20 protein-coding genes are annotated in these 24,343 nt (G+C 53.7%); 5 read left to right on the top strand and 15 right to left on the bottom strand.

The genetic code is table 11. The features are described 5' to 3' along the window. The first annotated feature begins 371 nt into the window (after positions 1 to 371). Positions 372 to 1,889: an ISNCY family transposase gene (locus SH528x_RS19790; RefSeq protein ID WP_442505181.1), complete on the top strand. Its 1,518-nt coding sequence runs from the start codon at positions 372 to 374 to the stop codon at positions 1,887 to 1,889. A gap of 387 nt (positions 1,890 to 2,276) precedes the next feature. Here SH528x_RS19790 and SH528x_RS19795 read toward each other — a convergent pair whose 3' ends face one another. Further along, on the bottom strand, positions 2,277 to 3,722 hold the full coding sequence (locus SH528x_RS19795) for an FAD-dependent oxidoreductase (RefSeq protein WP_442505182.1): 1,446 nt from the start codon (positions 3,720 to 3,722) through the stop codon (positions 2,277 to 2,279). 220 nt (positions 3,723 to 3,942) lie between these two features. Beyond that, entirely contained in the window at positions 3,943 to 4,902 is a 960-nt protein-coding gene (locus tag SH528x_RS19800; protein ID WP_442505183.1) for a DUF4349 domain-containing protein, read from the bottom strand. Between the two features lie 329 nt (positions 4,903 to 5,231). Between SH528x_RS19800 and SH528x_RS19805 the strand changes: the two genes are divergently transcribed. Next, a complete protein-coding gene (locus SH528x_RS19805) occupies positions 5,232 to 6,470 on the top strand; it encodes an HD domain-containing phosphohydrolase (RefSeq protein WP_442505184.1) in 1,239 nt (412 codons plus the stop codon). A gap of 143 nt (positions 6,471 to 6,613) precedes the next feature. Here the strand turns inward: SH528x_RS19805 and SH528x_RS19810 are convergent, their stop codons facing one another. The 12 genes from SH528x_RS19810 to SH528x_RS19865 all read right to left on the bottom strand — a co-directional run bounded on the left by SH528x_RS19810 (position 6,614) and on the right by SH528x_RS19865 (position 18,117). Then, the gene (locus SH528x_RS19810; protein WP_442505185.1) at positions 6,614 to 7,579 is read right to left on the bottom strand and encodes a DUF1559 family PulG-like putative transporter; all 966 of its coding nucleotides are present in this window, start codon (positions 7,577 to 7,579) and stop codon (positions 6,614 to 6,616) included. Positions 7,580 to 7,583: 4 nt separating this feature from the next. Then, positions 7,584 to 8,117, bottom strand: coding sequence for a hypothetical protein (locus SH528x_RS19815; protein ID WP_442505186.1), 534 nt, complete (start codon positions 8,115 to 8,117; stop codon positions 7,584 to 7,586). After that, on the bottom strand, positions 8,114 to 8,647 hold the full coding sequence (locus tag SH528x_RS19820) for a PulJ/GspJ family protein (RefSeq protein ID WP_442505187.1): 534 nt from the start codon (positions 8,645 to 8,647) through the stop codon (positions 8,114 to 8,116). Before SH528x_RS19820 ends, SH528x_RS19815 begins: the two co-directional genes overlap by 4 nt. Then, complete coding sequence (locus SH528x_RS19825) at positions 8,644 to 9,060, bottom strand: hypothetical protein (RefSeq protein WP_442505188.1); 417 nt, start codon at positions 9,058 to 9,060, stop codon at positions 8,644 to 8,646. Before SH528x_RS19825 ends, SH528x_RS19820 begins: the two co-directional genes overlap by 4 nt. Beyond that, a complete protein-coding gene (locus tag SH528x_RS19830) occupies positions 9,060 to 10,175 on the bottom strand; it encodes a type II secretion system F family protein (RefSeq protein WP_442505189.1) in 1,116 nt (371 codons plus the stop codon). The genes SH528x_RS19825 and SH528x_RS19830 overlap by 1 nt, the downstream gene beginning before the upstream one ends. Then, positions 10,175 to 11,221, bottom strand: coding sequence for a type II secretion system F family protein (locus SH528x_RS19835; protein ID WP_442505190.1), 1,047 nt, complete (start codon positions 11,219 to 11,221; stop codon positions 10,175 to 10,177). Before SH528x_RS19835 ends, SH528x_RS19830 begins: the two co-directional genes overlap by 1 nt. A gap of 167 nt (positions 11,222 to 11,388) precedes the next feature. After that, entirely contained in the window at positions 11,389 to 12,348 is a 960-nt protein-coding gene (locus SH528x_RS19840) for a hypothetical protein (RefSeq protein ID WP_442505191.1), read from the bottom strand. Positions 12,349 to 12,528: 180 nt separating this feature from the next. Then, a complete protein-coding gene (locus SH528x_RS19845; protein WP_442505192.1) occupies positions 12,529 to 12,918 on the bottom strand; it encodes a hypothetical protein in 390 nt (129 codons plus the stop codon). Beyond that, positions 12,911 to 13,477, bottom strand: coding sequence for an RNA polymerase sigma factor (locus SH528x_RS19850; protein ID WP_442505193.1), 567 nt, complete (start codon positions 13,475 to 13,477; stop codon positions 12,911 to 12,913). Before SH528x_RS19850 ends, SH528x_RS19845 begins: the two co-directional genes overlap by 8 nt. A 239-nt stretch (positions 13,478 to 13,716) precedes the next feature. Further along, complete coding sequence (locus SH528x_RS19855; protein ID WP_442505194.1) at positions 13,717 to 15,261, bottom strand: GTPase family protein; 1,545 nt, start codon at positions 15,259 to 15,261, stop codon at positions 13,717 to 13,719. Beyond that, positions 15,258 to 16,436 (bottom strand): YcjF family protein, encoded by a 1,179-nt coding sequence (locus tag SH528x_RS19860; RefSeq protein ID WP_442505195.1) that lies wholly within the window; start codon positions 16,434 to 16,436, stop codon positions 15,258 to 15,260. The genes SH528x_RS19855 and SH528x_RS19860 overlap by 4 nt, the downstream gene beginning before the upstream one ends. A 241-nt stretch (positions 16,437 to 16,677) precedes the next feature. Continuing rightward, on the bottom strand, positions 16,678 to 18,117 hold the full coding sequence (locus tag SH528x_RS19865; RefSeq protein WP_442505196.1) for a Gfo/Idh/MocA family oxidoreductase: 1,440 nt from the start codon (positions 18,115 to 18,117) through the stop codon (positions 16,678 to 16,680). A 422-nt stretch (positions 18,118 to 18,539) separates the two neighbouring features. On the opposite strand from SH528x_RS19865, the gene SH528x_RS19870 reads away from it, so the two are divergent. The 3 genes from SH528x_RS19870 to ispG all read left to right on the top strand — a co-directional run bounded on the left by SH528x_RS19870 (position 18,540) and on the right by ispG (position 22,486). Beyond that, positions 18,540 to 19,430: a serine/threonine-protein kinase gene (locus SH528x_RS19870; protein ID WP_442512143.1), complete on the top strand. Its 891-nt coding sequence runs from the start codon at positions 18,540 to 18,542 to the stop codon at positions 19,428 to 19,430. Between the two features lie 104 nt (positions 19,431 to 19,534). Further along, the gene (locus tag SH528x_RS19875; protein WP_442505197.1) at positions 19,535 to 21,247 is read left to right on the top strand and encodes a hypothetical protein; all 1,713 of its coding nucleotides are present in this window, start codon (positions 19,535 to 19,537) and stop codon (positions 21,245 to 21,247) included. Between the two features lie 102 nt (positions 21,248 to 21,349). Next, a complete protein-coding gene (ispG, locus tag SH528x_RS19880; RefSeq protein ID WP_442505198.1) occupies positions 21,350 to 22,486 on the top strand; it encodes a (E)-4-hydroxy-3-methylbut-2-enyl-diphosphate synthase in 1,137 nt (378 codons plus the stop codon). A gap of 365 nt (positions 22,487 to 22,851) precedes the next feature. Here ispG and glmM read toward each other — a convergent pair whose 3' ends face one another. Beyond that, a complete protein-coding gene (gene glmM, locus SH528x_RS19885) occupies positions 22,852 to 24,204 on the bottom strand; it encodes a phosphoglucosamine mutase (protein WP_442505199.1) in 1,353 nt (450 codons plus the stop codon). Positions 24,205 to 24,343: the final 139 nt, after the last annotated feature.

Consider the following 24,343-nt stretch of genomic DNA (forward strand, 5'->3'; position numbering starts at 1 on the left):
AACCAGTGAGGCAGGAGTCTTTGAGTATATTGGCCGTTTTGGCGCTAGCCAAGGTTCCGGCGCTGAACCGGGGCTAGCGCCGGACTGCTAAAACTTTGGTATTGACGTGATTTTTGGTTGCGAAACTTTTCTGCCACCTCTCTCCCGACTTCGTCGGTGGAGAGGTAACAGCAGTATCGGCCGAAAGAAAAACTCACCCCCAACATCCGACGCCAATACCAAAGTTTTAGCGGCCTGCGGCTAGCGCCCAAACGAAACGCTGTGAAGCATTTTTTGGTAGCTAGTGTCTGTCATCAAACAGAATGATCCCGTGTTTTACGGGGTTATTTAGAAAAAAGCTCCTTGAAGACTGAACCGTTTGACCGGTTCGAGTGTTGAAACAGTTAGGAAAAACCAATTTCATCACAAATCTTCAAGGAGTGGTCGAGATGCGAAAGAGTTATGAACCTCAGATGCGGTTCGCAGCAACCCCCATCGCGCAGTTGCAATTGAATCTGAATTGTCGTGACGAAATTATACCCGTTCTCGCTGCCCTGCGTCATGTCTATCTCGACGGTCCGCTGCGAAGAAGCCTTACCAACTTAATCGCGCAAGATGTCAGTGAGCTCTCGCGCCGCGATACCGGCAGACCCGGTTTCGATGATTGGCAAATTCTCGTGCTGGCAGTGCTCAGAATGAATTGCAATTTCGACTACGACAAAGTCCAAGACCAAGCCGAGAACCATCACAATCTCCGTACGATCCTCGGTGTTGACGATTGGGAGCAAGACCCGAATTTCGACTTTCGCCGTATTCGCAATTCGTGTTGTCTGATCAAGCCTGAGACAATTGAGAAGATCAACCACATCATTGTTCGACACGGACAACAGTTCCATGGCGATGCAGTAGGATCGGCTCGCGCCGACTCGTTCGTGATCGAAACGAATATTCATTACCCAACCGAAAGCAGCTTGATGTACGACGGGATGCGGAAGATCATCCCGCTGGCCCGCACCCTTGCTGACGAAATCAGTCTTCCTCGGTGGCGTCAGTCCGCTCACTTGTTAAAGACGATCAAAAAGCTTCATCGACAAATTAATCAGCTCTCTGCCAGTCGTATCGTCAAAAAGAAGGAGGCGATCGAATCGCTCTACTATAGCCTGATAGAGCGTGTAGACTTGATCCTCCAAAGAGTCAAAACACTGGAAAAGGCAGCGAAAAACGCATTGCCTCTCTCGCTGCACATTCGGCTTGAGGAACTCACGGGTTGGGCCAGTTTGACCCAACAGGTTCGTGATACCGCGCATCGCCGAGTGGTGCTGGGCGAGAGCGTTCCCAACAGCGAGAAGCTGTTCAGCCTTTTCGAAACTCATACGCAACTCTACCAACGTGGCAAAGCAGGCGAGCCGATTCAGTATGGACGACTGGCAATGATCTTTGAGGACGGTGCGGGCTTCATCAGCCATTACTATCTGATGGATCGTGATGAAACCGACGGCAGTGTCGTGGTTGAGCAAACGAAGATCGCCCAGCAGCGTCACCAAGGTAAGTTTGAAGAACTTTCGCTTGATCGTGGCTTTCACAGCGCGGCGAACGTTAAAGCCTTGTTGCCGATCGTTGGCAACGTCAGTTGTCCATCGCGGAACTCTCAAAACTTTGCAACCGAAGTTGCCAACGAGTCAGACGACTCGCGCCGACGTCGACACCGTCACGCAGGAATCGAATCCGCGGTCGGTGCGTTGCAGCGGGGCAACGGATTGAAACGTTGTCGTGACCGCAGTGAAGTTGGTTTCAAACGCTATCTTGGCCTAGCCGTGCTGGGGCGGAACCTGCAGGTGCTTGGCCGGCTATTGATCGCGGCAGAAAACCCCGACGCTGCAGCGGCAAAGACAGTACGTGCAGCGGCCTAATTAGGTCAAAGACACAACGCAGAGTTGATCAACGACACCCTCCTGGCTGAAGGTACGCGCAGTCATCTGAAAACACTGCAAATTCGCCCCTCATCGTGGTGTTGAAGGCGGGTCGCCAACAATCTTCACACTAACGTTTCGCCCTCTCAAGCTGTAAAATTACGCCGCCTCGAGGTTTTATGACAGACACTAGCTACCTTCGCCAGAAGGTGGCAATTCGATTTGGACGCCAACAATCCACGCTCTGGCGAGCGTAGCTACGAAACGCAAATGCCGTAATCTGCCGCTTCTAAATGCTTCATAGCGTTGGCCCAAACGGCTAACGGGAATTCACCCAATGATTCCTGCCTACCTGCTTACGACCAAGCTCGTCCCAATTCGCTGGCGTTAGCCTTTGATCTCGTTCCATTGCAATTCGTGCGGCATCACGTTTCGCTTGACGGAGACGGCAGCCGCTCGCCCGGCAGCTTCGCCCATCGGCACCGAATTTCCCGTCACTCGGTAGCTCGAATGGGCAATGAAATCGCCGCTGATGCAGCGTCCTGCCATCAGTAGCCCGTCGACATCGGCGGCAATCAATGACGGATAGGGGATGTCGTACGGCTTCAGTCCGCCTTTTTTGAATTCGCGACTGATCTCTTTGTTGCCGTCTTGATTGAGTGCATGGACGTCGATCGGAAATTTAGCTTGGCAAACCGATTCAGGATGCCTCAGTCCTTTGGCGAGATCTTCGGCGGTAATGGAGTAGCGTCCGCGGATGCGTCGGCCTTCACGAACTCCGATTTGTTCGGCGGTCGCAACGACGGCAACGTCCTTCCAAATTCCGCCTATGCTGCGCAACCCCTCGACAATTTCATGAATTTCGCGGCGAGCGCGGATCGTTGCTGCGGTAATTGCGTCGGCATCGAAGGCCGAGACGCCGTATTCGTGGTTGGTCATGATCGAATAGATACCGCTGTGCAAATGGCGCAGTGTCGGAGCACGATAGGAAGGTGTGACCCCGTTGTCTTCCATCAATTTCAGTAGCAGTGGCTTGGCCGAAGACGCCGTTTCGCGAATATAGGGACGAGCAGCATCAGAATCGATTCCCGTCAATAGCGCCAGCATCGACATTGGTTGACATTCACATTGGCTGCCCACTCCGACGTCGAAACTACAGCCCGCGTGGGCGGCCAAATCGCCGTCGCCGCTGCAGTCTACAAATCGCTCGGCAAGCCAGGCTTCGCGTCCGGACTTAGACTCTGTCAACACGGCGACGACACGATTATTCGCGTCCGTCACGGCACCCACCAAGCGTGTATGCAAACGAATTTTCACCCCCGCCTCGACACACAACTCTTCCAATACCAACTTGGCAATTTCAGGATCGTAGACGGTTCCGTGTGAATCATGAGCGACCTTGCTGCCTCGCGATGCGAATGCTTTCAGCAATTCAGCCATGATGCCCGATTTGTTTTCAGCATCGAGAATTTTGGTCAGCAGCCCGGCGGTCCAGACACCGCCTAAACAGCCAGCGACCTCGATCAATTGGACCGATGCTCCTGCTCGGGCGGCGGCAATGGCTGCGGCGATTCCTGCCGGCCCACCACCACATACCAGCACGTCGGACTTCCCAGCCACCGGAACGGACCGCTGTTGTTCGATCAGTTGCCGCCCGTCTGGCGACAACTTCCCACGAGTTTGCAGCACATCACCGCTGACAGGATTCGCTACTCGCGTTGCTCCAATGGCGTCTGCAGCATGGGTGTCTGGCGAAGTGAGCGATGCAGAAACAACCAAGCCACCGGCGGTTGCTTGCAGAAATGTGCGTCGTGACGGTGCTTTATGATTCATAACGATTCCTCGGTGGGCAATTAAGGTGGGCTACGCTTGCTGGTTGTCATCGGGACACGCAATCCGCAATTTGATGCTGCCAGCGTGGTGAAACAGGCCAGGCGTGTTTCGTGCTTCGCTATAGACTATCCGAAACGCAATTCGATTGCGTGAGTAGGCATCGAAATAGTGCGTGAATTGTGCCTAATTATCGGACAAGTCGCCGGGAACGCAGAACCAATTACGTGGCATTTGCGTTGCCTCGCCAACCGCGTCGCACGGTCGCACTGACAATCCCAGCGAGGATGCCAAACACGACTGCCCACGGCAGCAAGGCAATCAGTAGCACCAATCCACTTTCGGCGAGTTGGCGAAGCGAATTCAGCGATCCACCCAGTGCATTCGCTAAACGGTCGGTCAAGGTCGGTGCCGCTGGTGGGATGTACTCCTTTTCTTCGCGAACCGTGATCGTAACGGTCGCTAGTGTGGTTCGATCCGCAAGAACTCGCAGTCGGCCTTCCATTCGCTCGATCTCTTCTCGCACGCGGGCGAGTTCTCGTTCGATTTCCAAGACGTCTGACAACTTCCCCGTGCGTTCCGCGAGCATCGTGATGATTCGCTCTTCGAGTTTTCGGTTGTTTCGAATACGAGCTTCCACATCCACATATTCTTCGCTGACGTCCTGGGCATCCTCGCGACGCGACTCGGCGAAACCTAGCCCGCTCATCCCGTTTAGCAAATCGTTGTAGCGGTCGACCGGGACGCGAATCACCCAAGTGCCGCTTTGGCGATCGTTGTATCGACGATCCGTCTCGCTTTTCGAAACAAAGCCGCCGACGGAGTCAACCAATCGCGGCAACGCCGCTTCAAATTCGCTGTACGTCTTGACGACCAAGGTCAGCGACGTGGTGTAAATGATCCTACGCTGCGATTTTCGTTTCGCTGCGGCATTGTCACCCGTCTGGTCCGACCCTGCAGCGGATGTTGTCGAGTCAGCTTCGTTTACGGCTTGCGTCTTCGCCAACGCATAGTCGTTCGCGGAGCCAATCTCGTAGGCCGCCACCGACTCGACGGTATCAAGCTTCCCCGCAAAACGAGACTCGGCATTGGATCCGCAGCCCAGAATCGTGGTGACGCTGATGACAACGAAGGTGAATCCAACTAGGTTTCTTGCGATCGGGAGGTGGATGAAAGGTTTCATGGTCGACTCGTAGTGGCATTGAGGAAACTGCAGAAAAAAAGGGCTCCAAGAGTAAGACGAGGCACGCCGGCATGCAGATTCTGAAAATTGGACGCATTCAGAAAATTGTCGTTGTTTCGATCAAGGCGAATGCAACGAGCAAGCAATGCCGCGGTCGCTACAAGCGTTGCAATTGATCCAGCCCCCCATCGCAGGCCGCCGATTCATCGGTTCGAGTGACTGGTGAACGTCCTATCACAAATTGCGCCGCATGCTTTTACAGAGTGTCTCGACATTCTGCGCGTCCAATTCCGTACCTAGATCGCCGACATCACATCACACTGAAGTCAATGCCCACGTCCCCCCCATCCACCTTGAATACGCACTTAGTGCAGTCGGCATCGCCGATTGCGCCAGCGTCGACGAGTGCTGCGCGGAAGGTGGATGTGTTGGATGGCAAAATCATGATTGTCGATCATGAGCCCGTGAACGTGCTGGTTGCCAAAAAGCACCTTCAATCGGCGGGATACTGCAATTTCGAGACCTGTGTCGATACGGCCAACGCCTTGCAGTCGATCATCACAGCGTCCCCCGATGTATTGCTACTCGACGTGAATATGCCGAATGCAAACGGCATCGAGATCCTGAGAGTTCTTCGCAATCATTCGCGTTTCCGACATCTTCCGGTCCTGATCCTGACGGCCAACGACGACGCTGCTGTCAAATTATCGTGTCTCGAACTTGGCGCAACTGATTTTTTGATCAAGCCCGTTGATCCAATGGAATTGGCACCGCGTGTGCGGAATGCATTGCAAAACAAAAGTTACCAAGATCAACTGCAGCATCATACCGAAGACCTCGAAGAAACAATCCAGCAACGTACCGCTGACCTCGAGCGATCTCGCCGGGAAGTCATTTACTGTTTGGCACGTGCGGCAGAGATGCGTGATAACGACACCGGCAATCACGTGATTCGTGTGGGCCGCTTTGCCGGCTTGATCGCCGGCGCGCTCGGGTTGCCAGATTGGTATGTAGAAGACATCGAGCTTGCCGCTCAGCTGCACGATGTTGGCAAAATTGCAGTTCCCGATGCAATTTTGCTGAAGCCAGGCAAGTTGATGCCGAGCGAGTTTGCCATCATTCAAACTCATGTCAAACTCGGACACCAGATCATCAAGCCGCATACGATCAACGACGGCAGCTCGTTTCGACGTTCATCCTACGAACCGTGCCCGACGGGACGAGACAGTGGATCATTGATGCGATTGGCCGCCAGTATTACGCAGACGCATCACGAAAAATATGACGGTTCCGGTTACCCGCTTGGTTTGGCTGGTGAAGACATCCCGCTAGAAGGCCGGATCACTGCGGTCGCAGACGTTTATGATGCTCTTGCATCAGAGCGTCCCTACAAACAAGCGATGCCTCGCGAAAAGTGCTTTTCGATTCTCGAAGAAAGTCGCGGAAGTCACTTCGATCCCAAAGTTGTCGATGCCTTTTTCGCAGCGGTCCCCGAGATCGTGAAAGTGCAAACCGAATTTATGGATCACTACAACCGTGACGCTAACCCCACTCCGCCGACTGCTTAGTTCCGTCGGAATCATTACTAACGTAGCGGAACTCGTCAAGAGTTTCGACCTATGCTGTGATTCGCGAGAGTCTTGACGACTTCCGCTACCAGTGAGGACGGTCACATAAAGTTCCGAAAGTCCTTCATTGTCGCCAATTCTCATTAGTAGTTTTGGTCAATGAGCAATTCCCCATCGGCGCGGTCTCCGAGCTGAGTGAACAACGCGGGGTCGATCGATTGACTTAGGAATCGTGTAGAACCATCGGCGAAGCCAAAGTTGCCGCCACCCGCATGAGAACTGCCAAACCCGCCAACCCTCAGTGAACCGTTTTCAAGTTCGGGCTGAGAGGTATGATCGAAAAAACGCTGTGAATTTTCGATCATCGTGCCCGTGTTTCGCAGCGTTGCGCGTGTGCCAGAACACCATCCGAGAGAATTGCGATTGGGAATCATTTCACCAATCAAAATGGTTTGCGAGCTTCCGTCACGAATGTCACTGTATCGCAACCGGCTATTCAAAAACAGCAATCCGTTGTTGTCCGCATCAATTGGGGCTTCGACCGAGTGATGACAGCCCGCATAGTTCGATAACGCCGCGTGTGCCGTTGTTTGCCCATCCTCCAACGGGATCATGATATCCGAGCTTACCCCGGGGAACGAAGGACACATGAACGTGGGGATCTGGCTTGCTCTGACGGGACCGTTGACAGCAGCATAGACTCCCGCTTTCTGATCAAAATGCTCAAACGTATTCTGCTGTTCGACAAATGGCAGGATTTGCACCATCCAACTGATGTGTTTGCCAATCGGTTCGTTACGCACCGGGCCTTCGTCACTGATCACCCCCGCCGGTAAATGCTCGTGGCTGAAATCATGGTGATGAACCGATAGACCGATCTGCATCATGTTATTTAGGCAGGAAGATCGTCGAGCCGCTTCACGTGCCGCTTGCACCGCCGGTAACAGCAATCCAACCAGAACGCCGATAATTGCAATCACGACCAGCAATTCCACCAACGTAAAGCCGTAGCGTATTCGCGCTGGTTGACCGGCGTCGGGACGCGACGGAAGATCGCCGTTGGTGTTGGCAGTCATCACAATGGAATAAGAAGTTAATTTTCGATACATTGTTCTACTCTTCGTTTGTCGTTGGTGAAGGGAGGTTTGTTTTTGAAACTTTGAAGGAGTAACTTTTTTGAGTCCTGGTCGCGATCTTCATCGCAGGACTCGCATCCGATTGAGATAACATGGCAACCACGTCCACAGCGACCGCGTCGGAGGGGTTGTCCTCAGACTCGATATCCTCTGGCTCAATTGGCTTTAACGTGATTTGAACTTTGACTTCCGCAAAATCCGGTAACTCTGCTTTGGGAATCCAGTTCTCGCCTTGGTAATTTGGATCCGCTTGGATTTGGTTTACGGCTCGATCAATTCCCGCAATCAGCAACCACTGCGTCTGCATGGCCTGATGACGACGTCGGGTCTCGCGTTGGCCACGCATTGCGTTGGCAACCGTTGCGACTACCAGACTTGAAGCCACGATCAAACAGACCAGCATGCAGATCAGCACGACACCGTGTCGTTGATTCTGACGTTGCAAGTGATGGAATCGCCATGCACCGGTTTTGAATCTTCTGCGATGAGTTACGTTCGTTATTCTGTTCATGGGGTCGCCTCCTCTTTCCGCGTCTCACGATCAGCTGAGTTCGGGTTTCTTCGTTGCAAAAGCCTGCCCAACTTGGCGATTGCGTGGCGATCGATGCGAGATTCGTATCCGTAACTGTCAGTATCAAAGCGGATCGCAAGCGAGGCTTCATTCTTTGACTCGGAGTAGTCAAAGGAAGCGGTATATGATTTTGCCAATGTGTAGGTTTCAAGCCGAACAGTATTACCTTCGTCCGCTTCGGTCCGCGTGATTTGGTTCGCTTCCGTCTTGTATATCACTGACAGCCAATCACCACGCAACAGTTGATATACACTCTCACCACGAACAACCTGATCACAGCGATGAACATCGCTGCGGAATTGATCCACCATCCGCTGACACTCGCGATCATGTGCCGCCCGCGAGTTTCCGATTGTCGACCAAGTCATTGATTGGTGGACTAACCCCATCGCAAGTGCCATCAAGGTTCCGCCGGCCGCCATCGAGACGACGAGTTCGATCAGAGTGTGTCCCGTTTTTGAGTACCTCATTCGATTGACTCCGCTTTTAACCAACCAGTTAACGTCAGTGGTTCCGGAGAACCGACACGCTTCCAATTGATTGACAATCGAAGTTGGGACTCATTTTCATTCCGAACGATCACCGCAGTCAAAACCGCGTCTGCAAGTAATGTGCTTGCGGCTTCGGAAACCTCGACTTTATGAAGCTGATTCTCAAGTTGCTCGATTGGCAAATCGATTAAGGTTTCCATTTGGTTGGTCAGCTCATCCAGGGCCATTTGTTGATGACGCGTTTGTTGCCATAGTCGACCACTACGCACGGTGAGTGGGGCGGCGACGCCAACACCGCTGACCAGCAGCGTTGCTGCGACCATTAATTCAAATAGTGTCGCGCCACGACGACGTTTCCTATGTTGGGGCGTTCGGTGATTCAAGTTATTCATTAGCGGGATATTGGGTTAGAAACCGAGTAAGTCAGCTGAACTAAGAATTGAAAGAATCCAAGGCACACCAAGACCACGACCGAAGCGACGATGATGATTAGAATTGGATGCACGAGTGCTAACCACTTGTCACACCGTCGGTCGAATTGTTCGCGTTTCCATTGGCTCAGTCGTCGTAATGTCCATGCGATCGACGAAGACGAAGTCAATCGGTCTAACGCGGCGGCCTCGGCCGATGTCAATAATCGTGCCTCGGCCATGCTGGTCCACAACTCGGTACCCTGTTCGACCTCGTTGCGAGCGAGCAACAATTGCTGGCGTATTTTGGGTTCGAAATGGTAGCGAGCTAATGTGGACAGGGCGCCGGGCATGGGCCGGCCCGCTTCCGCATTGTCGGCAAGCATGTTCAAAAGCTCCGCGTTTCTTGGCGAGGCGATGTTTGCGGGAAACCAACTCGCCAGTGTTTTTCGCACCCAACGTGAAACGGGGCTGAAAGTGACAATGACGCCGATCAAAAACGCCATCGCCAACCATGGCCCGAAATTGATGAACATCCGACCAAAAGAGATCAGCAGTTGAAATTCCCATGGGAAAGCGACAAATTCTTCCTTGGGTGAGATTTCGTCCGCCAAATTGACAAGTATGGGAACGATGCTCGTGAACAGAAACAGTAAGATCAGTGATACCACCAATGCAATCATCGAACCGTAGATCCAGATCTGGCGGATGTGCGTCTGCCGACGATTGCGAGATTCGTCATTTTGCTCCGCTAATCGATTCAGTGTTATTGGTAGGGTGCCATTCTGCGTCGCAACTCGGATTGTCAAGACCGTGTTGTCGGTGAGTACGTCAGGCGTTTGCTCCAACGCTTCAACGAGACTGCTCCCTTCGCTAAGTCGCTGTGCCAAACGTTGCAACCGACGGCGGTATGACCAACGATGCTCGGTTGCCAGATTCCGCACCAACAATGCCAAATCAAGTCGCTCGGATGTTCCGATCGATAAGATGCGGATCAGCGATTGCTGACATGTGTCACGCGTGTCGCTCGGCCACCAAGGCATTGTTTTCCAGCGAGTTCCCCAGTGATATCCACGCATCAAAAGTTCTTCGAGCATTACGATAACCCCGTAATAAGACTGAAGATTGGCAAATACAGCGAGAACACGACAACGGCGACTACAAAAGCGACGCCCAAGGTTGCCAGTGGCGATGTGATGCCTCCGGCCCAATCAACACGGTTCCGCACACGTTCGCGGTAAATTGCCGACAAAGATCGTAGTAATGCCGTGTTGGGCTTTGACGTGCTGCCGGTTTTATCAGGCCCGCTCGTCGAAAGTGCATAGATTAGATTCGCGGGCAATCGGCTCGCAACGAAGGATTGGTTAAGCGGCGTCGTTCCCTGGTTTGCATGATTGGCAAGTCCGACGGCAAGATTACGAAGGTGTCGATTTCCACACGATTGGCCTGCAAACCATATCGACTCAGGCAGCGACGCGCCCATGTCGAGCAACTCAGCCAATTGGTTCGTAAATCGGGCCATCGCCGCAACGCTGGCTGAATTCCCTTCGGCAAAACGGCCAAATAGTCGAGTCGCCAGTGCAAACTGGGTCCACAATCGATACATCGCATAAATCGCCAACACCACTGCGATGACCACCAACAAAGATACAATAGGGGACTCTGTCATCGTGCGACTGCACCACATCAAAAAAAGCGTCGGCGCGGGCAATTGGAGTCCAAACTCGTTGTACATTTTTTCAAAGGTCGGCACGATCGTAAAACAGATGACGACGAACACGATGAAGGCAAGTGAAATCGCTATCGCGGGGTAAAGTAAGACATGCCTAGATTGAATCCGTGAGTCTGATACTGCATTGGCGTACGCTAGCGCACTTGTCAATCGTTTCGCTTTCGATGGTTCAGCCATCGCGGCACTGGCATGCGTGAGCCAGATTGCAGTCGCTGGGTCACTCATTAAAACACTCGCCGAAACGTTCTTTTCAAGTTGCTCAACCAATCGCCGTAGTTGCCGACGACTTTGGCTACGCGGCATCTCCTCGGCAAGTGCCGTGAAAGCAGCAATCAAATCGCCGCGATGCAACAACATGTTCTCCACATGTTTTCGAATCGCCGATTCAGGAGTGGGGATATAGATGGGCATTGCACCTGGCAACGTAAAAGTAAACGAGATGAAGTTACAGGAAACGTGTTCGCAAAGCGTCGTAGTTCGACTGCTGCGTCAAATGAACCTAGCTCGTTAGCGTCGGACATGCTGCTAACGTCGATGGCTAACAAATACGAAAAGCAAAACAATGGGACACTGTGAAACTAGGTAAAAGCTTCAAGGAAATGGATCCAAGGCACAAAAATCGATAATGCGTAAATCAGCACGATGACTCCTCCGATCAACGCGGTCGCGATTGACGGAACGAGGTACCGCCAAACAGTCGCAAGCCGCTCCGCCTTGTTTCGATAAGAGCCGGCAACAAATCGCAATACATCGCCGCGTTCGTGCTCGTCGATATTGACGGTAACTGCCCATCGCAACAGCGGTGACAATTGGTTTCCATCTCTCAACGACAATGTTCCACCGGCATCGGTTGACGCACCAATTCCGCAAATCGACATACTCTCGGACATCGGAATGCCTTGTTCAAGCAAGCCCGCCATTTGTTCTGCGGTTTGGGAACTCTTCACTGCGTTTGCGTAGCCGGTACCGCCCGGGATCGACGACCAATGCAATCGTTCGCCGTATCGTTTCCAAAGAAAAGCCCCCACTACGAACAGCAGCACCAACATTGGTAACCATGCCGGTAACCAATCGCGTACGATTTCGAGCCACGAAAATGTGGCTCCTTGTTCAAGCGATAAGTCCTCATAAACGGATTTGATCTTGGGGTTTGTATACGAAATCGTAAAGATGAAGGCAGCCAGCGTTAAAACGACAACGATCGCAGTTTGGAATAGCCATTGACTAACATTTGATTTCAGTCGACGTTCGGACTGAGCCTTGCCGCTTGCGACCTCCAGTGCGACGGCGGTATCGCCGGTTCGCAGCAACGACAGCAAGGCTTGTCGATACCGCAACGAGATCAATGCATCCTGCTCGATGGCAACTTGCACCGAATCGCCTTTTGCAACTCGCACCCCAACGCGGGCACCGAGCTGTGATATTGCCTGTTCGATTGATTGGCGGTCATCATCATTTCGGATATCAATCGGCAGCCCCGTCTTAGCGACAAGAACAAGCTGTTCGTTGAACTCGACGATTTTGTCAAACTCTGTCACTGGATGTTGAGTTCCGTAGCGAATGCGTGAAGAGGAAGATTTCGAACGGTGAAACCACGACAATTCCATGAGCAGACGGCGTTAGCCGCGGGCAACGTGAAATCCGCGTTCAGATGCCTGCGACAAGTGTTGTCTGTTCCGATTATCATGCCGAGTTTGATCGGCATGGCCTGACACGGACTATTGTGGCATTCGAAAGCGACTGGCCTGTGTTTGACGCAGCTGAGTGAACGCTTCGCACATGCCCCATTGAGAACCAATGTCCGACTGCATCGACAGCTCTGCCGCTTTGCGATGCAACTCGCCTGACGTTGCTCCGGTAAATCGTGTTTGATACTGGCCCACCAACTCGACAAACGGTGACGCGAGGCAAAACATCAAAATCGCACAGACAAAGAAACCACCAATACGCCGTTCGATCATCGTGTCATTGCAAACATTGCGTGCCGCCTCGAGGGTGCGAGGACGCAAATCGTCCGACGGGCGAACATAGTTTCTCGCAGCGTGGATTCGTTTTTCGAGTTCGCTCAGGCCATCTTCGCCGCGTGCGTCGTGGTACAACTCACTCATGAGCCACCTCCGCTTCGCCTGCGTAAAGCTTTTCAGCGAGTTTCTCGATCGCGTAACGATATCGACTCGCCGCAGTCGACGGTGTGATTTCAAGTACGGATGCGATCTGGGCAAACGTCATCTCTTCCCAGATCTTGAGCACGACGACTTCACTTTGTTCGGCCGGCAGGGTTCGCATCGCAGCCCAAACGGCGCGATGTTCGTCCTCGAGTTCCACCGCGTCAACCACTCGCCGAGTTAACAAATCAGTCAAATTGCCGACAAGCGACCAGCGTTTTTTTCGTCTTAGGATTACAAGCGACTCGTTGCGTACCATGCCCAACAAATATCCCCACGGCTGGTCGGCAGAGGACAATTTCTCGGGTTCCAGGGCGACGCGGACCAGTGCGGTTTGCACGGCATCTTCGCCGTCATGTTGATTTCGGGTGATCGTGGTGGCATAGCGAACGAGACGTTGAGCCGTCAGATCGTAAAGCCCCGACAGTGCCGGGGCACTGCTTTCGGCGATACGCACGGCATGTAGACGCACGCGTTCGGAAAAGGTTTCAAAGTTAGCCATCGAACCTAAGGATGCGCGGTAGCGGCAGATTTGTCTAACGTTTCTGAGAAATATTCAAATTATCTCACGAGTCGGTGAATTTCGTATGAGCCAGCTTAAACTGCGCGGGTAACGAAAATGCAACGGATCGAAATTTCGTTAGCCGTTTTGGCGCTGGCCACGGTTCACACGGCAAACAAGAGAACCGTGGCGTGCGCCAAAACGGCTAACAAAACAAACACCTACTCCTAATTCCGTGCTCAGCGGACGGTTTTCAGCAGCGCGAACACTTGATTCTTCAGCGTTTTGAAGCGATCCTCGCTCAGTTTCCGGTAAAACGCTTTCAATATGGCTGCGCCGTGGCCGTGATCTAACTGCGTGACCATTTGCGAAACGACATCGTCAAGCGTTCCCGAGTCGATCGGATAGGCGTCGCCCGTGTAGACGCACGCGTAGCTTGAAATCGTGTCGCCAAACAGCTCGCGAACATATTGAACAGCCGCTGCCATCGATTCTTCTTTTAACGTGTGGGGTTGCCGCCAATCGTAAGGCGGTTCCCATTCACGGACGGGACGTAATAAATCGATATGCGTCAGTACGGCGATCACGGCTGGAGGCTTCAATTTGCGTTCTTTTTCGTAAACAGTTGCGAGTTCCTCGAGCATTTGACGATCGGCGTCACGAGCCGAGGAGTTGGCAGCCATCACCAACAGGATGATGTCGGCGGATTTTGTTGCTGTACGTATTTCACGTAATTGATTCTCTGTGACGTCGGCTTCGTCGTACCCCGGAGTGTCCAGCAGCGTTAACTGGCTTGTGGATCCAGGCAACTTGTATTGGTGCCGCGTGACTTGCCGCGTCTCGGGCATGACGCTCGTGGTTGCGACTTGGTTATGCATCAACGCATTGATCAGACTCGACTTGCCCGCTTTGACTTGGCCCATCACCGCGACAGTGGTTGAGAGGTCGTCCAAGTCGTCAATCGATGTTTCGCCACGATCGAATTCGTGAGCGACGGCCGCCATCTCGGCGAATTCCAACCGATATTTACGCGCCCCGCTTCGCAGACGTCCGCTGTACATTTCGATCAAGTAGTAGCCGAGTTGACGAAGAAAACGTTGATAGAATCCGCGAATCAACTCGTTCTGCAATTCCACCGTGACGTTCGCCGATTTTCGCCACAGCGGATAAGCCAACATCTTCGCGGGATTTAAGATCGCCGAACCGACGTAGAAAACTTTCTGAGCAACATCCAACGCATTGACGACTTTGGGAAGTCGTTTGATTTGACCAATCGTCGCCAAGTCGCTGCCCGGTATCGACGCGATCACCCATTCCTCGAGATCCTCGGCTGCCAAGTGAATGACTGCCAAGATTTCGACCAGAGTCAACGGATGAAAAAGCTCGTCGCTGTTTCGTTTGTGATAGTGAAGCGCCAATCGCTCGGCCAAAATTTGCGCATCGCCGATATAGCGGTTGAAATCCATTACCGATTCCGCGTCGATATCCTGAACCTCACGGCGATATTGCTCGACGATTTGGATCGCCGAACTATCTTGCGGCGTCCAGAAATCAGGAGCCGAAAGCGGCTTGCCGGAGAACGTGCGATTGACCTTCGGCGGCTTCCAAACCTTGCCGATCAACCATGCCGATCCCCACATCAATGGCAGAAACCAGACGATTTTGTAAAACCATCCGGTTTGATAGATTGCAAATGCACCTAATACGACGTAACAAGCGACAGGCAGCGTCCAAAGTAGAAACAGCACGACGAAGCGGAGACTGACACTGCGGATTCCATTCATTTGGCTCTCCATAGCTCATGGCCACGCTTCAGTTCTTCGGCAAAGATCTCTTTCAGTTGCTCGGAACTCGGTGCATGTCCTTCGCGAAGATCGGCAAAGTACCAATCCCACGACATGCCAAGGGCATAGGTGAACGCGAACGAGGTCGCCGCACCGGCAGCCATCCCCACCCAGGGAATGAACTTCAGTATGCCACGCATCCCCAAACGCAGTGCAACTCGGGTTCCGGCTGCACTGCTGAGCACCGCCCAACGAGCCGGCGTGATCTCTTGTTCGTAGATCTTGGCAATCTTCATTGCCAAATGAGTTTGGATGCCCAGCACAACGGGGATATCGACCCATGGAACTGGAACAGCACCCGCAGTTCCGGCCAGTGCACTGGATGCCAACACCTGCCATCGTGCTCGCGTTTGTCGGGCCGAGGCGTTGTTTGATTCAGTGTCGTTAAGCGTCAGGATTGCTTGACGATAAGCCAGTGGTAACTGAGCTAGGATTGCATTTTTGAGCCGATCTCCACCGAAATTGGGATCGGCAAATCCGTCTTCAAGCTGCGTCAGATCAACGGGGATCACGACATCATGAAGACCCGCGAATTGTTTGATCTTTTCTTGGATCAGCTCGGGTAACGGGTCCGGAATCGACCGCGGTTCGTCAGTGTTCTGATCCGTTGATTGCGAAAACGGATCGGGACCGTCGGACAAATCGACGCTACCGGTGACCTCATGCAGACACGTCAACACGAGCATGATAGGGCGGGACGGAGACGCTTTGCGAATCCGACGCAGCGGTTCGATCACACGTTGCAGTGCATGATCAGCCACTCGGACGGTCACGATCATCAGCTGAGTCGATTCGGAAAACGCAGCAATGTCCTCGGTCGGATCGTAGCTGGCTTCGGCTAATCCACGAGTATCGAGGAACGACAGCAGCGGCTCGAGCGAGTCCGGAAAATCAAAACGACGTGACGTCCTCGTTTCAGGACGATAGCCTTCCCCGATCGTCGCTCCTTCGGCTCCCGTCAAAAAGCGAATGACCGAGCTTTTGCCGCTTCCGGTTTTTCCAAACAGCCAAATCGATGGAATAGGCGTCTTGTCACGAATCTCTTGAACTTGTTTTTCGTACGCGGCGTCGTGTGCCGGCCGGTCGCTACGCCAATTCCATCGTGCCAGTGACATTCGTTACGCGTCGATTCGTGTGCGTGCTAATGAGAAGAAGGACCACACGAATTGTAATGCAAGTTGCCAATTTTTTCGATGAGGCCAAATCGATTAGTGGGGTCGTGGATCGCGTTAAAACTCCTATCGTGCAGGGATCTTTAGCAAGATCCACTACGCTAGTTGTTTGCTTCACAACCCGACGCGATGGCCCGATTTGGGCCATCGCTAGATCAGTCACTCCATCAACCTGGCAGTATCATTACGCCAAATCGGGGACTTCGAAACCGGCTCGGTATTGACGTTTCAAAAACGTGTTGCCTGCATCGGCGTGCTCGCCGACAAACTGCTCGGTTTCAGGATCAAGTTCCAGCATGGGGCTCAGCTTGATCTCGTCACTTTCCATCGCGATGCCGTTAGCGGACAGATGCGTATCCATTTCATTGAGTAACGATTTCCACAAGGAGGAATCGAGTTCCGCGGCCTTTGCGTTGGTGAAGTTTTCACCCGAACGGAAGGCGATGTTCGCAAGATTACACCAACCCGTGCTGTCGTTGCCCAAAGCGATTTCCGCATTGAGCGACTCGCGGTCGCGGGTGCGGACAGCATCGATGAAGTTGGCTTGGTGAAGGACGTCACCCGAATTGCCTTTAAACTTCTTGATCACTTTGCCTTGTTCGTCGAACGCGGTTCCGCCGCCACGTTGGCCTTCGTATCGACCGCCTTCGCAGTAAGCGATGTAGCCGCTGCTTGGGCCCGGGTGTTTCGGACTGCTCTTGGAACCGGGGGCCGAAGGCAAGTTCGACAAGCCGATCACAACCGGTATCGATCCGGTGTCAAAATAGGCGAAGTGAACATTCGGCGTTTCGCCAGCATCGTTTAGAGCAACACGTCCACCGCCACCGAAGATTCGCCTCGGCAGTGCGACAGAGTCTTGGAAAACATTGTTGCGACAATCATCCAGCACGTGCACGCCCCAATTGCCCATCTCGCCCGATCCGGTGTTCCAAACCCAGTGCCAATCGTAGTGCAATGCTTTGCGATAGATCGGTTCATCTTGTGCGGGGCCAAGCCACAAGTCGTACGCAACGTTCTTTTCGATTTCCAGTGGTTTATCAAGTTTGCCGATCGATGGGCGGATGCCATAGCGGTTCACACGAGCCGAGGTGACTTCGCCGAGTGCTTTTTCTTCGTGCAAGAACTTTTTGATTTCAGCCTGCATCGGGTCAGACCGCTGTTGCGTTCCGAGTTGGCAAATCCGATCGTACTTGCGTGCCGCGGCAACGGTTTGTCGGCCTTCCCATTGGCTGTGCGACAATGGTTTCTCGACATACACATCCTTGCCTGCTTCCATCGCCCAAATGGCGGCCAAGCAGTGCCAATGGTTGCAGGTCGCGATCACAACCGCATCGATCGAATCGCTGGCGATCAAATCACGAAGGTCGGTCCAACCTTGGGCTTTGGGGAATCGTTCTTTGGCCAGTCCGAGGCGTTTGGAATCGACATCGCAAAGTCCAGCGATGTTGACACCGGGAACCTTGCTGAATTGGCTCATCAACCCACCGGCGCGGCCGCCGCAGGAGATGAAACCAATATTAATCTCGTCGTTTGCATTGGCGGCGCGAAGCGTTTTCGGAGCAATCGCGGTGGTGACACCGGCGGCGAGACCGGCGATCAGGGTTTGGCGTCGATTCAATTGCATTGGTGCGTCTTTCGTTGTTTAGAGGAGAGTTTGCGGGTGCTAGACGTGCGTCATGGTGAGTTGAACTACCGCTAAGCGGTGGTTTCGTCATTGTAGTCCTTCGGCTGACAAGTGAATACAAGGCCCGAAATCCTTGGAAAGCTGTGACGGATATTCGGACCACGTTAGCCGCTAAATCAAAAGTACGGCTATTGGGGGACGGGATTGCTGTAACAACTGCCCCGGTCATGACGATCATCTCGTTTAGTGCACAGCGGAACACGGACGAAGCACAAAGATCGCCGGAAATACTGGCTACGTCCTTCTGCTAGTGCGCTTGATTCGAACGATTTTCGCGTAATCTCGGCAGCCGGCCTGGCTCTGATCCGCCCGGAACCAGGCCTGCAGCCTAGCCTACGCCCCCGCTTTTGATGAAAGATGCCATGGTCGCCTCCTTGCGAATTTTCAACGAAGAGTCGGGAAATCCAAAATCACTTCGGATCGGCAGCCGGTTAGACAAATACCGAATCATCAGCCGTTTAGGCGAAGGCGGGTTCGCCACCGTCTATGCCGCCCACGACACGATCGAAGACCGCCGCGTCGCGTTAAAAATTCCCGATTCGCGGCACGTCGCCAACTCGCAATCGGTTGACGATCTGAAACGCGAAGTCCGGATCATGGCAAAACTTCGCCACCCCGGGATCTTGGAATTAAAGGACGCTCGGTTTGTGGAAGGCCATTTCGTGATGGTCTTTCCCATGGGAGACGAAACGCTCTGTGATCGTCTGAGCCGTCGTTTGGCTCGCGCTACCGCGGTTGATTATTCACTGCAGATGATTGATGCCGTCGCTCATGCGCACCAGCAACGTGTCCTGCATCGTGACATCAAGCCAGAGAATTTCATTCTGTTTGCAAACCAGACAGTTCGTTTAACCGACTTTGGGCTGGCACGATTTCAAAAAAGTGGCAAGCACGTTTCGGCATCCGGAACGCTTGGCTACATGGCACCTGAACAGGCGATGGGGCACCCGAATTTTCGCAGCGATGTTTTTTCACTCGGTTTGGTGCTGTATCGAATGTTGTCCGGTGAGCTGCCGGATTATCCGTTTGAAGCCCCACTGCCCGGATATCAGAAGCTTCGTCGAGGATTGTCAAGCGATTTTGTGGCATTGATTCGCAAGGCGATTGATCCTGCACCCAACCGGCGTTTCCGTGATGCGATCGCTATGCAGAATGCGGTGAGCCGGATCCGTTATCCGCTCAGCGATCGCAGCATCACTCAGTTGGGGCGATCCGAAACCACATCCCGAATCAGCCAACGACGCGCGGGATAAAGATTCATTGCGATAACGTGAAGCCAGTCCAATTCGACTGGGCAGTTCGCGTCGACTGCGCTACAATCCAGAGACCTCTTCGGTTCTCTTCTAATGGATTTGTCATGTCGCACGATTATCGCTCTCTATTGCTCCGCTCAACGAGCACCGCTCTGTTTCTCGTGATCGTTTTGACAACATCCGGGGTCGCACAAGCGCAGCGGGGTGACTTGATCGAAGGTTTGTTCCGCACGATTGCGGAAGCACAATTGGAACGCGAGCAACGCAATCGGTTGCCGACTCAGCCGGCACCGCCGGTCCAGCAGAACCAACCGCGTCAAAATCAACCTGCGAATGTTCAAGTTGCTCCGACGCCGGCCGCCAGTCGTGCGAACACGACGGCGCAGGTCCCCAGGATCAACGTTCGCAGTCGCGAGGCAGCGGATTTTGCCCAAGAACTCGTCGACTTTTACGTTACCGTTGACCGCTTGGTTCCGGATCTGCGTGAGCATTCGGCGAGCGTTCCGAGCATTCGTCCATTGCTGCCACAGGCCTACCGAATTGCAGCTGACGCACGAACGTTGATCCAAAGCTGTGACAACCTCGCGTCGCTGCAACCGATAGCGTTGCACTATGCGGAACTCGATTCGCGATGGCGGCAGCTATCGTTCAACCTGCGTTCACTCAATGGACTTGACAGCGATTGCACAGGCTCGATTCGCCGCGCCGACCAGTTGATCGCTTCGATGGAGCGTCGGCTTAACATTGGCCCCCAGTTCGATCGTTCGCAATTACGCGACTTGATGATTGTTGCATCCACCTGCATGGAAACGGTGATCGACGATTTACAACTGGCTTCATTGCCAAGCAAGCAGGCCGAAGAAATGACGCACGATTGCCGCTTGTTGCAGCAGAAGCTACTCAGCCAAGCACAGTCGGTTGCCGAAGGCAGCTACGAGGATGTTGTTTCTCGATTCACTGAGTTCGTTGGTCAATGGAGTCCGTTGGGGCGCCGCGTGGCCGCGATCAATGATCGACATCTGAATCGTCGCTTGGATCGGATTCGCGACGTTGCGAACCAGACATATGCATTGTTGTGGATTCCGCCGCCGACCAGCTCGGTGGACGTGCGAGCGGCGTCGGTTCGCTTGCAGGCGAGCGTTGGCAGCATCTTGGACCGTTTGACGTTGCGATCGATGGTGTCCTTGAATCCATCCGACCAAATTCGCGTGATGGAATCCAGTCGCCGGTTGTACGACCAATGTCGTCAATTCGAAACTGCGACCGCTCGCAATGCGTCGATGCGTGATTTGGGCGGTATCTTCAAAACCATCGATTCCGACTGGAACGGCTTGCGTGGTTCGTACATTAAAATGGGGACGTTGCCCAACAGCATGATTGTGGAAGTCGACAGCGTTTGTGAGCAATTACGTCAAGCGCTCAACGTCTCCGGATCAAGCAGCACGCCCATCGATTTGGCAAGTTTGGTTCAAGCTGCAGCCTCGCTAGAGGGGAATGCTGAGTATTTGGACGCCGATGTGCAGCGATTCAGCCGCTATATCTCGTCCCAATCAAAACGAAATTCCCTGGTCGAAGGATCAAAAGATTTCTACATTCACGCAAAACGGCTCCATTCTCAGTTAAGCGGGAGAGCCGAATTCGGTGAATTACAGCGTGAAGCAAGTCATTTAATGGACGGCTGGGAGCAATTGAGCCGCGAAATTAACGATTTGCAACGAAACGGAGTCCCCTCACGCTCGGCAGATGCAATGCAACGTGCTCACCGCGAAATGGCCCCCTTCGTCGCACAATTGGGGGCGGCACTGCAGCAGCGTTAAATAGCCGTCGCCAATCACGCTGGCCAAGTACTAGGGAAAACGGCGTGCATCCGCTATGGTATTCGCCATATCCGAGGCCAATTCCAGCGAACCATTACGAAGATGACAATACAGCGTAACCCCACTCGTCCAGTCAAAATCGGCTCGATCACTGTCGGCGACAATCATCCCATCGCCGTGCAAAGTATGACGGCGACGAAGACGCAAAATATCGACGCTACCGTGGCGCAAGCCGAAGCATTGCGTGAACAGGGAGCGGGCGTTGTTCGCATCGCCGTCGATAGCGACAAGGACGCCGAGGCGCTCGCGGAAATTCGCAAGCAGACGACGGCCAACTTGGCGGTCGATCTGCAAGAGAACTTTCGCTTGGCCGAGAAGGTCGCGCCCTACGTTGACAAAATTCGCTACAACCCCGGCCATCTGTACCACCATCAACGCGACAAACCGTGGCAAGACAAGGTGCGGTTCATCATCGACCAGGCGAAAGAGCACGATTGTGCGATTCGCATCGGCGTGAATTGCGGAAGTATGGATCCGGCGAAAAAGGAATTGTACGATCCATCGGACTCGATCACCCCGATGATCGAAAGCGCCCGCGAACACTGTGAACTTGTGGATTCGCTCGACTTCACCCGCTATGTCGTTTCACTCAAAGACAGCGATCCTCGCAAAGTAATCGAGGTCAATAAGCGGTTCGCTGAATTGCGTCCCGACGTGCCACTGCATCTCGGCGTAACCGAAGCCGGCATGCCGCCCGATGGGATCGTGAAAACACGGATCGCGTTTGAGCAGTTGATCGGCAAAGGGATCGGCGACACTGTACGCGTCTCGCTCACGCTGCCCAACGATCGCAAACCCGAAGAGATTGACGCGGGGCTTTCAATCGTCCAAGACATTTACAGCGGGCGTGTGCGGAGCGTCGTCGTTTTTGACGACTCGACGCTCAACATTATCAGTTGCCCGAGTTGCTCACGAGTCGAAAACGAAGCGTTCATCGAACTGGCGGCCAGCGTCAAAGAGATGACTGAGTATGCCAAGAACCACGCGATCACCATCGCCGTGATGGGATGCCGAGTAAACGGCCCCGGCGAAACCGATGATGCCGATCTTGGTTTGTGGTGTGGTCCGGCAAAAGTCAATCTTAAACGCGGCACCGAAGCCTTGGGCGCATTCGGCTATGACGAGATCCTGCCCAAGCTGAAACAAGAGCTCGACGATCTGATCGCGAAAAAGGGCTGAGTTCGACTTTCGTCGCCTATTCGGTGAGCACCTGCACTCGTTCCCAAGCTCCCGCCTGGTAACCCAATGAATTGCAGGCTCCCGCCTGCCGAGCGCGCAAAGACGAGGTAGGAGCCTCGAAAGCAGTTTCGGGTAGGGCCGGTTCCCACCGGCCGTCGTTGACGGCTCGACGGAGTCGGCCGGTAGGAACCGGCCCTACAGTCTGAATTCGATTTTCTTCGCTCTATGTAGAACGATTGTCTCAATTGTCCACCCGGCACCGCTGGGTTAGGGTGCGAGCAGGTCCCAGCCGAAACTCTTGGCGAGTTTCGCTACGTCTATTTTGGCTACGACGGGTTTTCTGCGACAACTACTGCTTTGGCGTGCTACGAGATCTCGGCCAATTTTGCAGCGGCGTTGTCGCACAACGAACGTGCTTCGGCCTCGCTTTCCGCTTCGGCAATCAATCGCACAATCGGCTCGGTGTTGCTGCCGCGGACTAGCAACCATTTGTCCGCCCACGCCAATCGCAGACCGTCACCGGTGCTCGCGGTTGCATCATTGTGAGTCGCGATCAACGCTTCAAACAAAGCCGGCAATTTTTCAGCGGAGACTTCGGCTTTTGATTTGTGGATGTGAAGCTTAGGCAGTCCATCCGCTAATTCGGCCAGCGTCTTGCCGGTCGCGGTCATCAAGTCGAGCACTTGCGCCATTCCGACAAAGCTGTCGCGGACGTAGCCCACGCGAGGGTCGATGGGACCGCCGTTGCCTTCGCCGCCGTATTTCGCGTTTTTCGCGATCATCATGTCAGCCACGTTCGCTTCGCCCACGCTGCTGCGGAACGCTTCGACGTTTGCTTCCGCCGCCAATCGCTCGCTCATCCCACTGGTCGCGCCGTTGATTACAATCGCGCCGCGAGTCGATTCGTGTTGCATCGCTCGTTTCACACACAACGCCAACGTGTATTCTTCGCCGATGTAACGGCCGTCTCCATCAACGAGTGCCAATCGGTCCGCATCAGGATCCTGACAAAATCCGACGCTGCAACCGTGCTTGCGAACTTGCTCGGCGATCCCAGTCAAATTGTCGGCCGTCGGCTCGGGCACATGAGCAAAATTGCCGTCCGGTGTGTCGCCGACAATCACCGCATCACAGCCGAGCGCGGCGAGCAGTCGTTTGCCGAGCAATCCGCCTGCGCCATGATTACTGTCCAACAACACACGATGTTTGGCTTTTACGATTGCGTCGACATCAACGGTCGCAAGCACCATGTCCAAATGTTCTGCATGAGGATCCGACTCGGATGACGATGAGCCGATTTTGTCGAACGAGCACCAGGATGCTTCGCCAGCGAGGTAAGCATCGCGAATCGCCGCTCCCGTGACCGCATCCAAAACGCGGCCTTCAGGTCCGAACAGTTTGATGCCGTTGTACGGAGGCGGATTGTGGCTGGCGGAAATTTGAACCGCTCCTGCCGCCTTTCGCGTGCGTACGAGAACACCAACGGTTGGCGTCGCGGCGACATCGGCGTCGATACAATCTCGCCCACAAGCGTTCAAGGCTGCGATGATCGCTTGTTTCAGCATAATTCCACTGCTGCGCCCGTCGCGGCCCACGACAATTGGACCGTCTGGCAATTTTGACGCAAACGCAGCGACGAAGCGAACGGCGACTTCGGGCGTCAATGACTCGCCAACGATACCGCGAAGTCCGCTGACGCTAATGATTAAATCGCTCATAAGGGGTGGTCTGTTCAACGTGAAAGAAGAGTGAGTGAATGAAGTTAGTTTTTGCCGCCCCACGTTGCAGGTGACCCTGCAAAACAAATAGAATCACGTTCTACACGGGGTATCAACGACGGTGCGTCCACCATGCGAA

The organism is Novipirellula methanifontis (assembly GCF_052161655.1).
Lineage (GTDB): Bacteria > Planctomycetota > Planctomycetia > Pirellulales > Pirellulaceae > Novipirellula.

Bases quoted from the DNA above. Each gene is read 5' to 3' on its own strand.
- SH528x_RS19795 (WP_442505182.1), bottom strand. From the start codon at position 3,722: ATGAATCATAAAGCACCGTCACGACGCACATTTCTGCAAGCAACCGCC.
- SH528x_RS19800 (WP_442505183.1), bottom strand. From the start codon at position 4,902: ATGAAACCTTTCATCCACCTCCCGATCGCAAGAAACCTAGTTGGATTC.
- SH528x_RS19805 (WP_442505184.1), top strand. From the start codon at position 5,232: ATGCCCACGTCCCCCCCATCCACCTTGAATACGCACTTAGTGCAGTCG.
- SH528x_RS19810 (WP_442505185.1), bottom strand. From the start codon at position 7,579: ATGTATCGAAAATTAACTTCTTATTCCATTGTGATGACTGCCAACACC.
- SH528x_RS19815 (WP_442505186.1), bottom strand. From the start codon at position 8,117: ATGAACAGAATAACGAACGTAACTCATCGCAGAAGATTCAAAACCGGT.
- SH528x_RS19820 (WP_442505187.1), bottom strand. From the start codon at position 8,647: ATGAGGTACTCAAAAACGGGACACACTCTGATCGAACTCGTCGTCTCG.
- SH528x_RS19825 (WP_442505188.1), bottom strand. From the start codon at position 9,060: ATGAATAACTTGAATCACCGAACGCCCCAACATAGGAAACGTCGTCGT.
- SH528x_RS19830 (WP_442505189.1), bottom strand. From the start codon at position 10,175: ATGCTCGAAGAACTTTTGATGCGTGGATATCACTGGGGAACTCGCTGG.
- SH528x_RS19835 (WP_442505190.1), bottom strand. From the start codon at position 11,221: ATGCCCATCTATATCCCCACTCCTGAATCGGCGATTCGAAAACATGTG.
- SH528x_RS19845 (WP_442505192.1), bottom strand. From the start codon at position 12,918: ATGAGTGAGTTGTACCACGACGCACGCGGCGAAGATGGCCTGAGCGAA.
- SH528x_RS19850 (WP_442505193.1), bottom strand. From the start codon at position 13,477: ATGGCTAACTTTGAAACCTTTTCCGAACGCGTGCGTCTACATGCCGTG.
- SH528x_RS19855 (WP_442505194.1), bottom strand. From the start codon at position 15,261: ATGAATGGAATCCGCAGTGTCAGTCTCCGCTTCGTCGTGCTGTTTCTA.
- SH528x_RS19860 (WP_442505195.1), bottom strand. From the start codon at position 16,436: ATGTCACTGGCACGATGGAATTGGCGTAGCGACCGGCCGGCACACGAC.
- SH528x_RS19865 (WP_442505196.1), bottom strand. From the start codon at position 18,117: ATGCAATTGAATCGACGCCAAACCCTGATCGCCGGTCTCGCCGCCGGT.
- SH528x_RS19870 (WP_442512143.1), top strand. From the start codon at position 18,540: ATGGTCGCCTCCTTGCGAATTTTCAACGAAGAGTCGGGAAATCCAAAA.
- SH528x_RS19875 (WP_442505197.1), top strand. From the start codon at position 19,535: ATGTCGCACGATTATCGCTCTCTATTGCTCCGCTCAACGAGCACCGCT.
- ispG (WP_442505198.1), top strand. From the start codon at position 21,350: ATGACAATACAGCGTAACCCCACTCGTCCAGTCAAAATCGGCTCGATC.
- glmM (WP_442505199.1), bottom strand. From the start codon at position 24,204: ATGAGCGATTTAATCATTAGCGTCAGCGGACTTCGCGGTATCGTTGGC.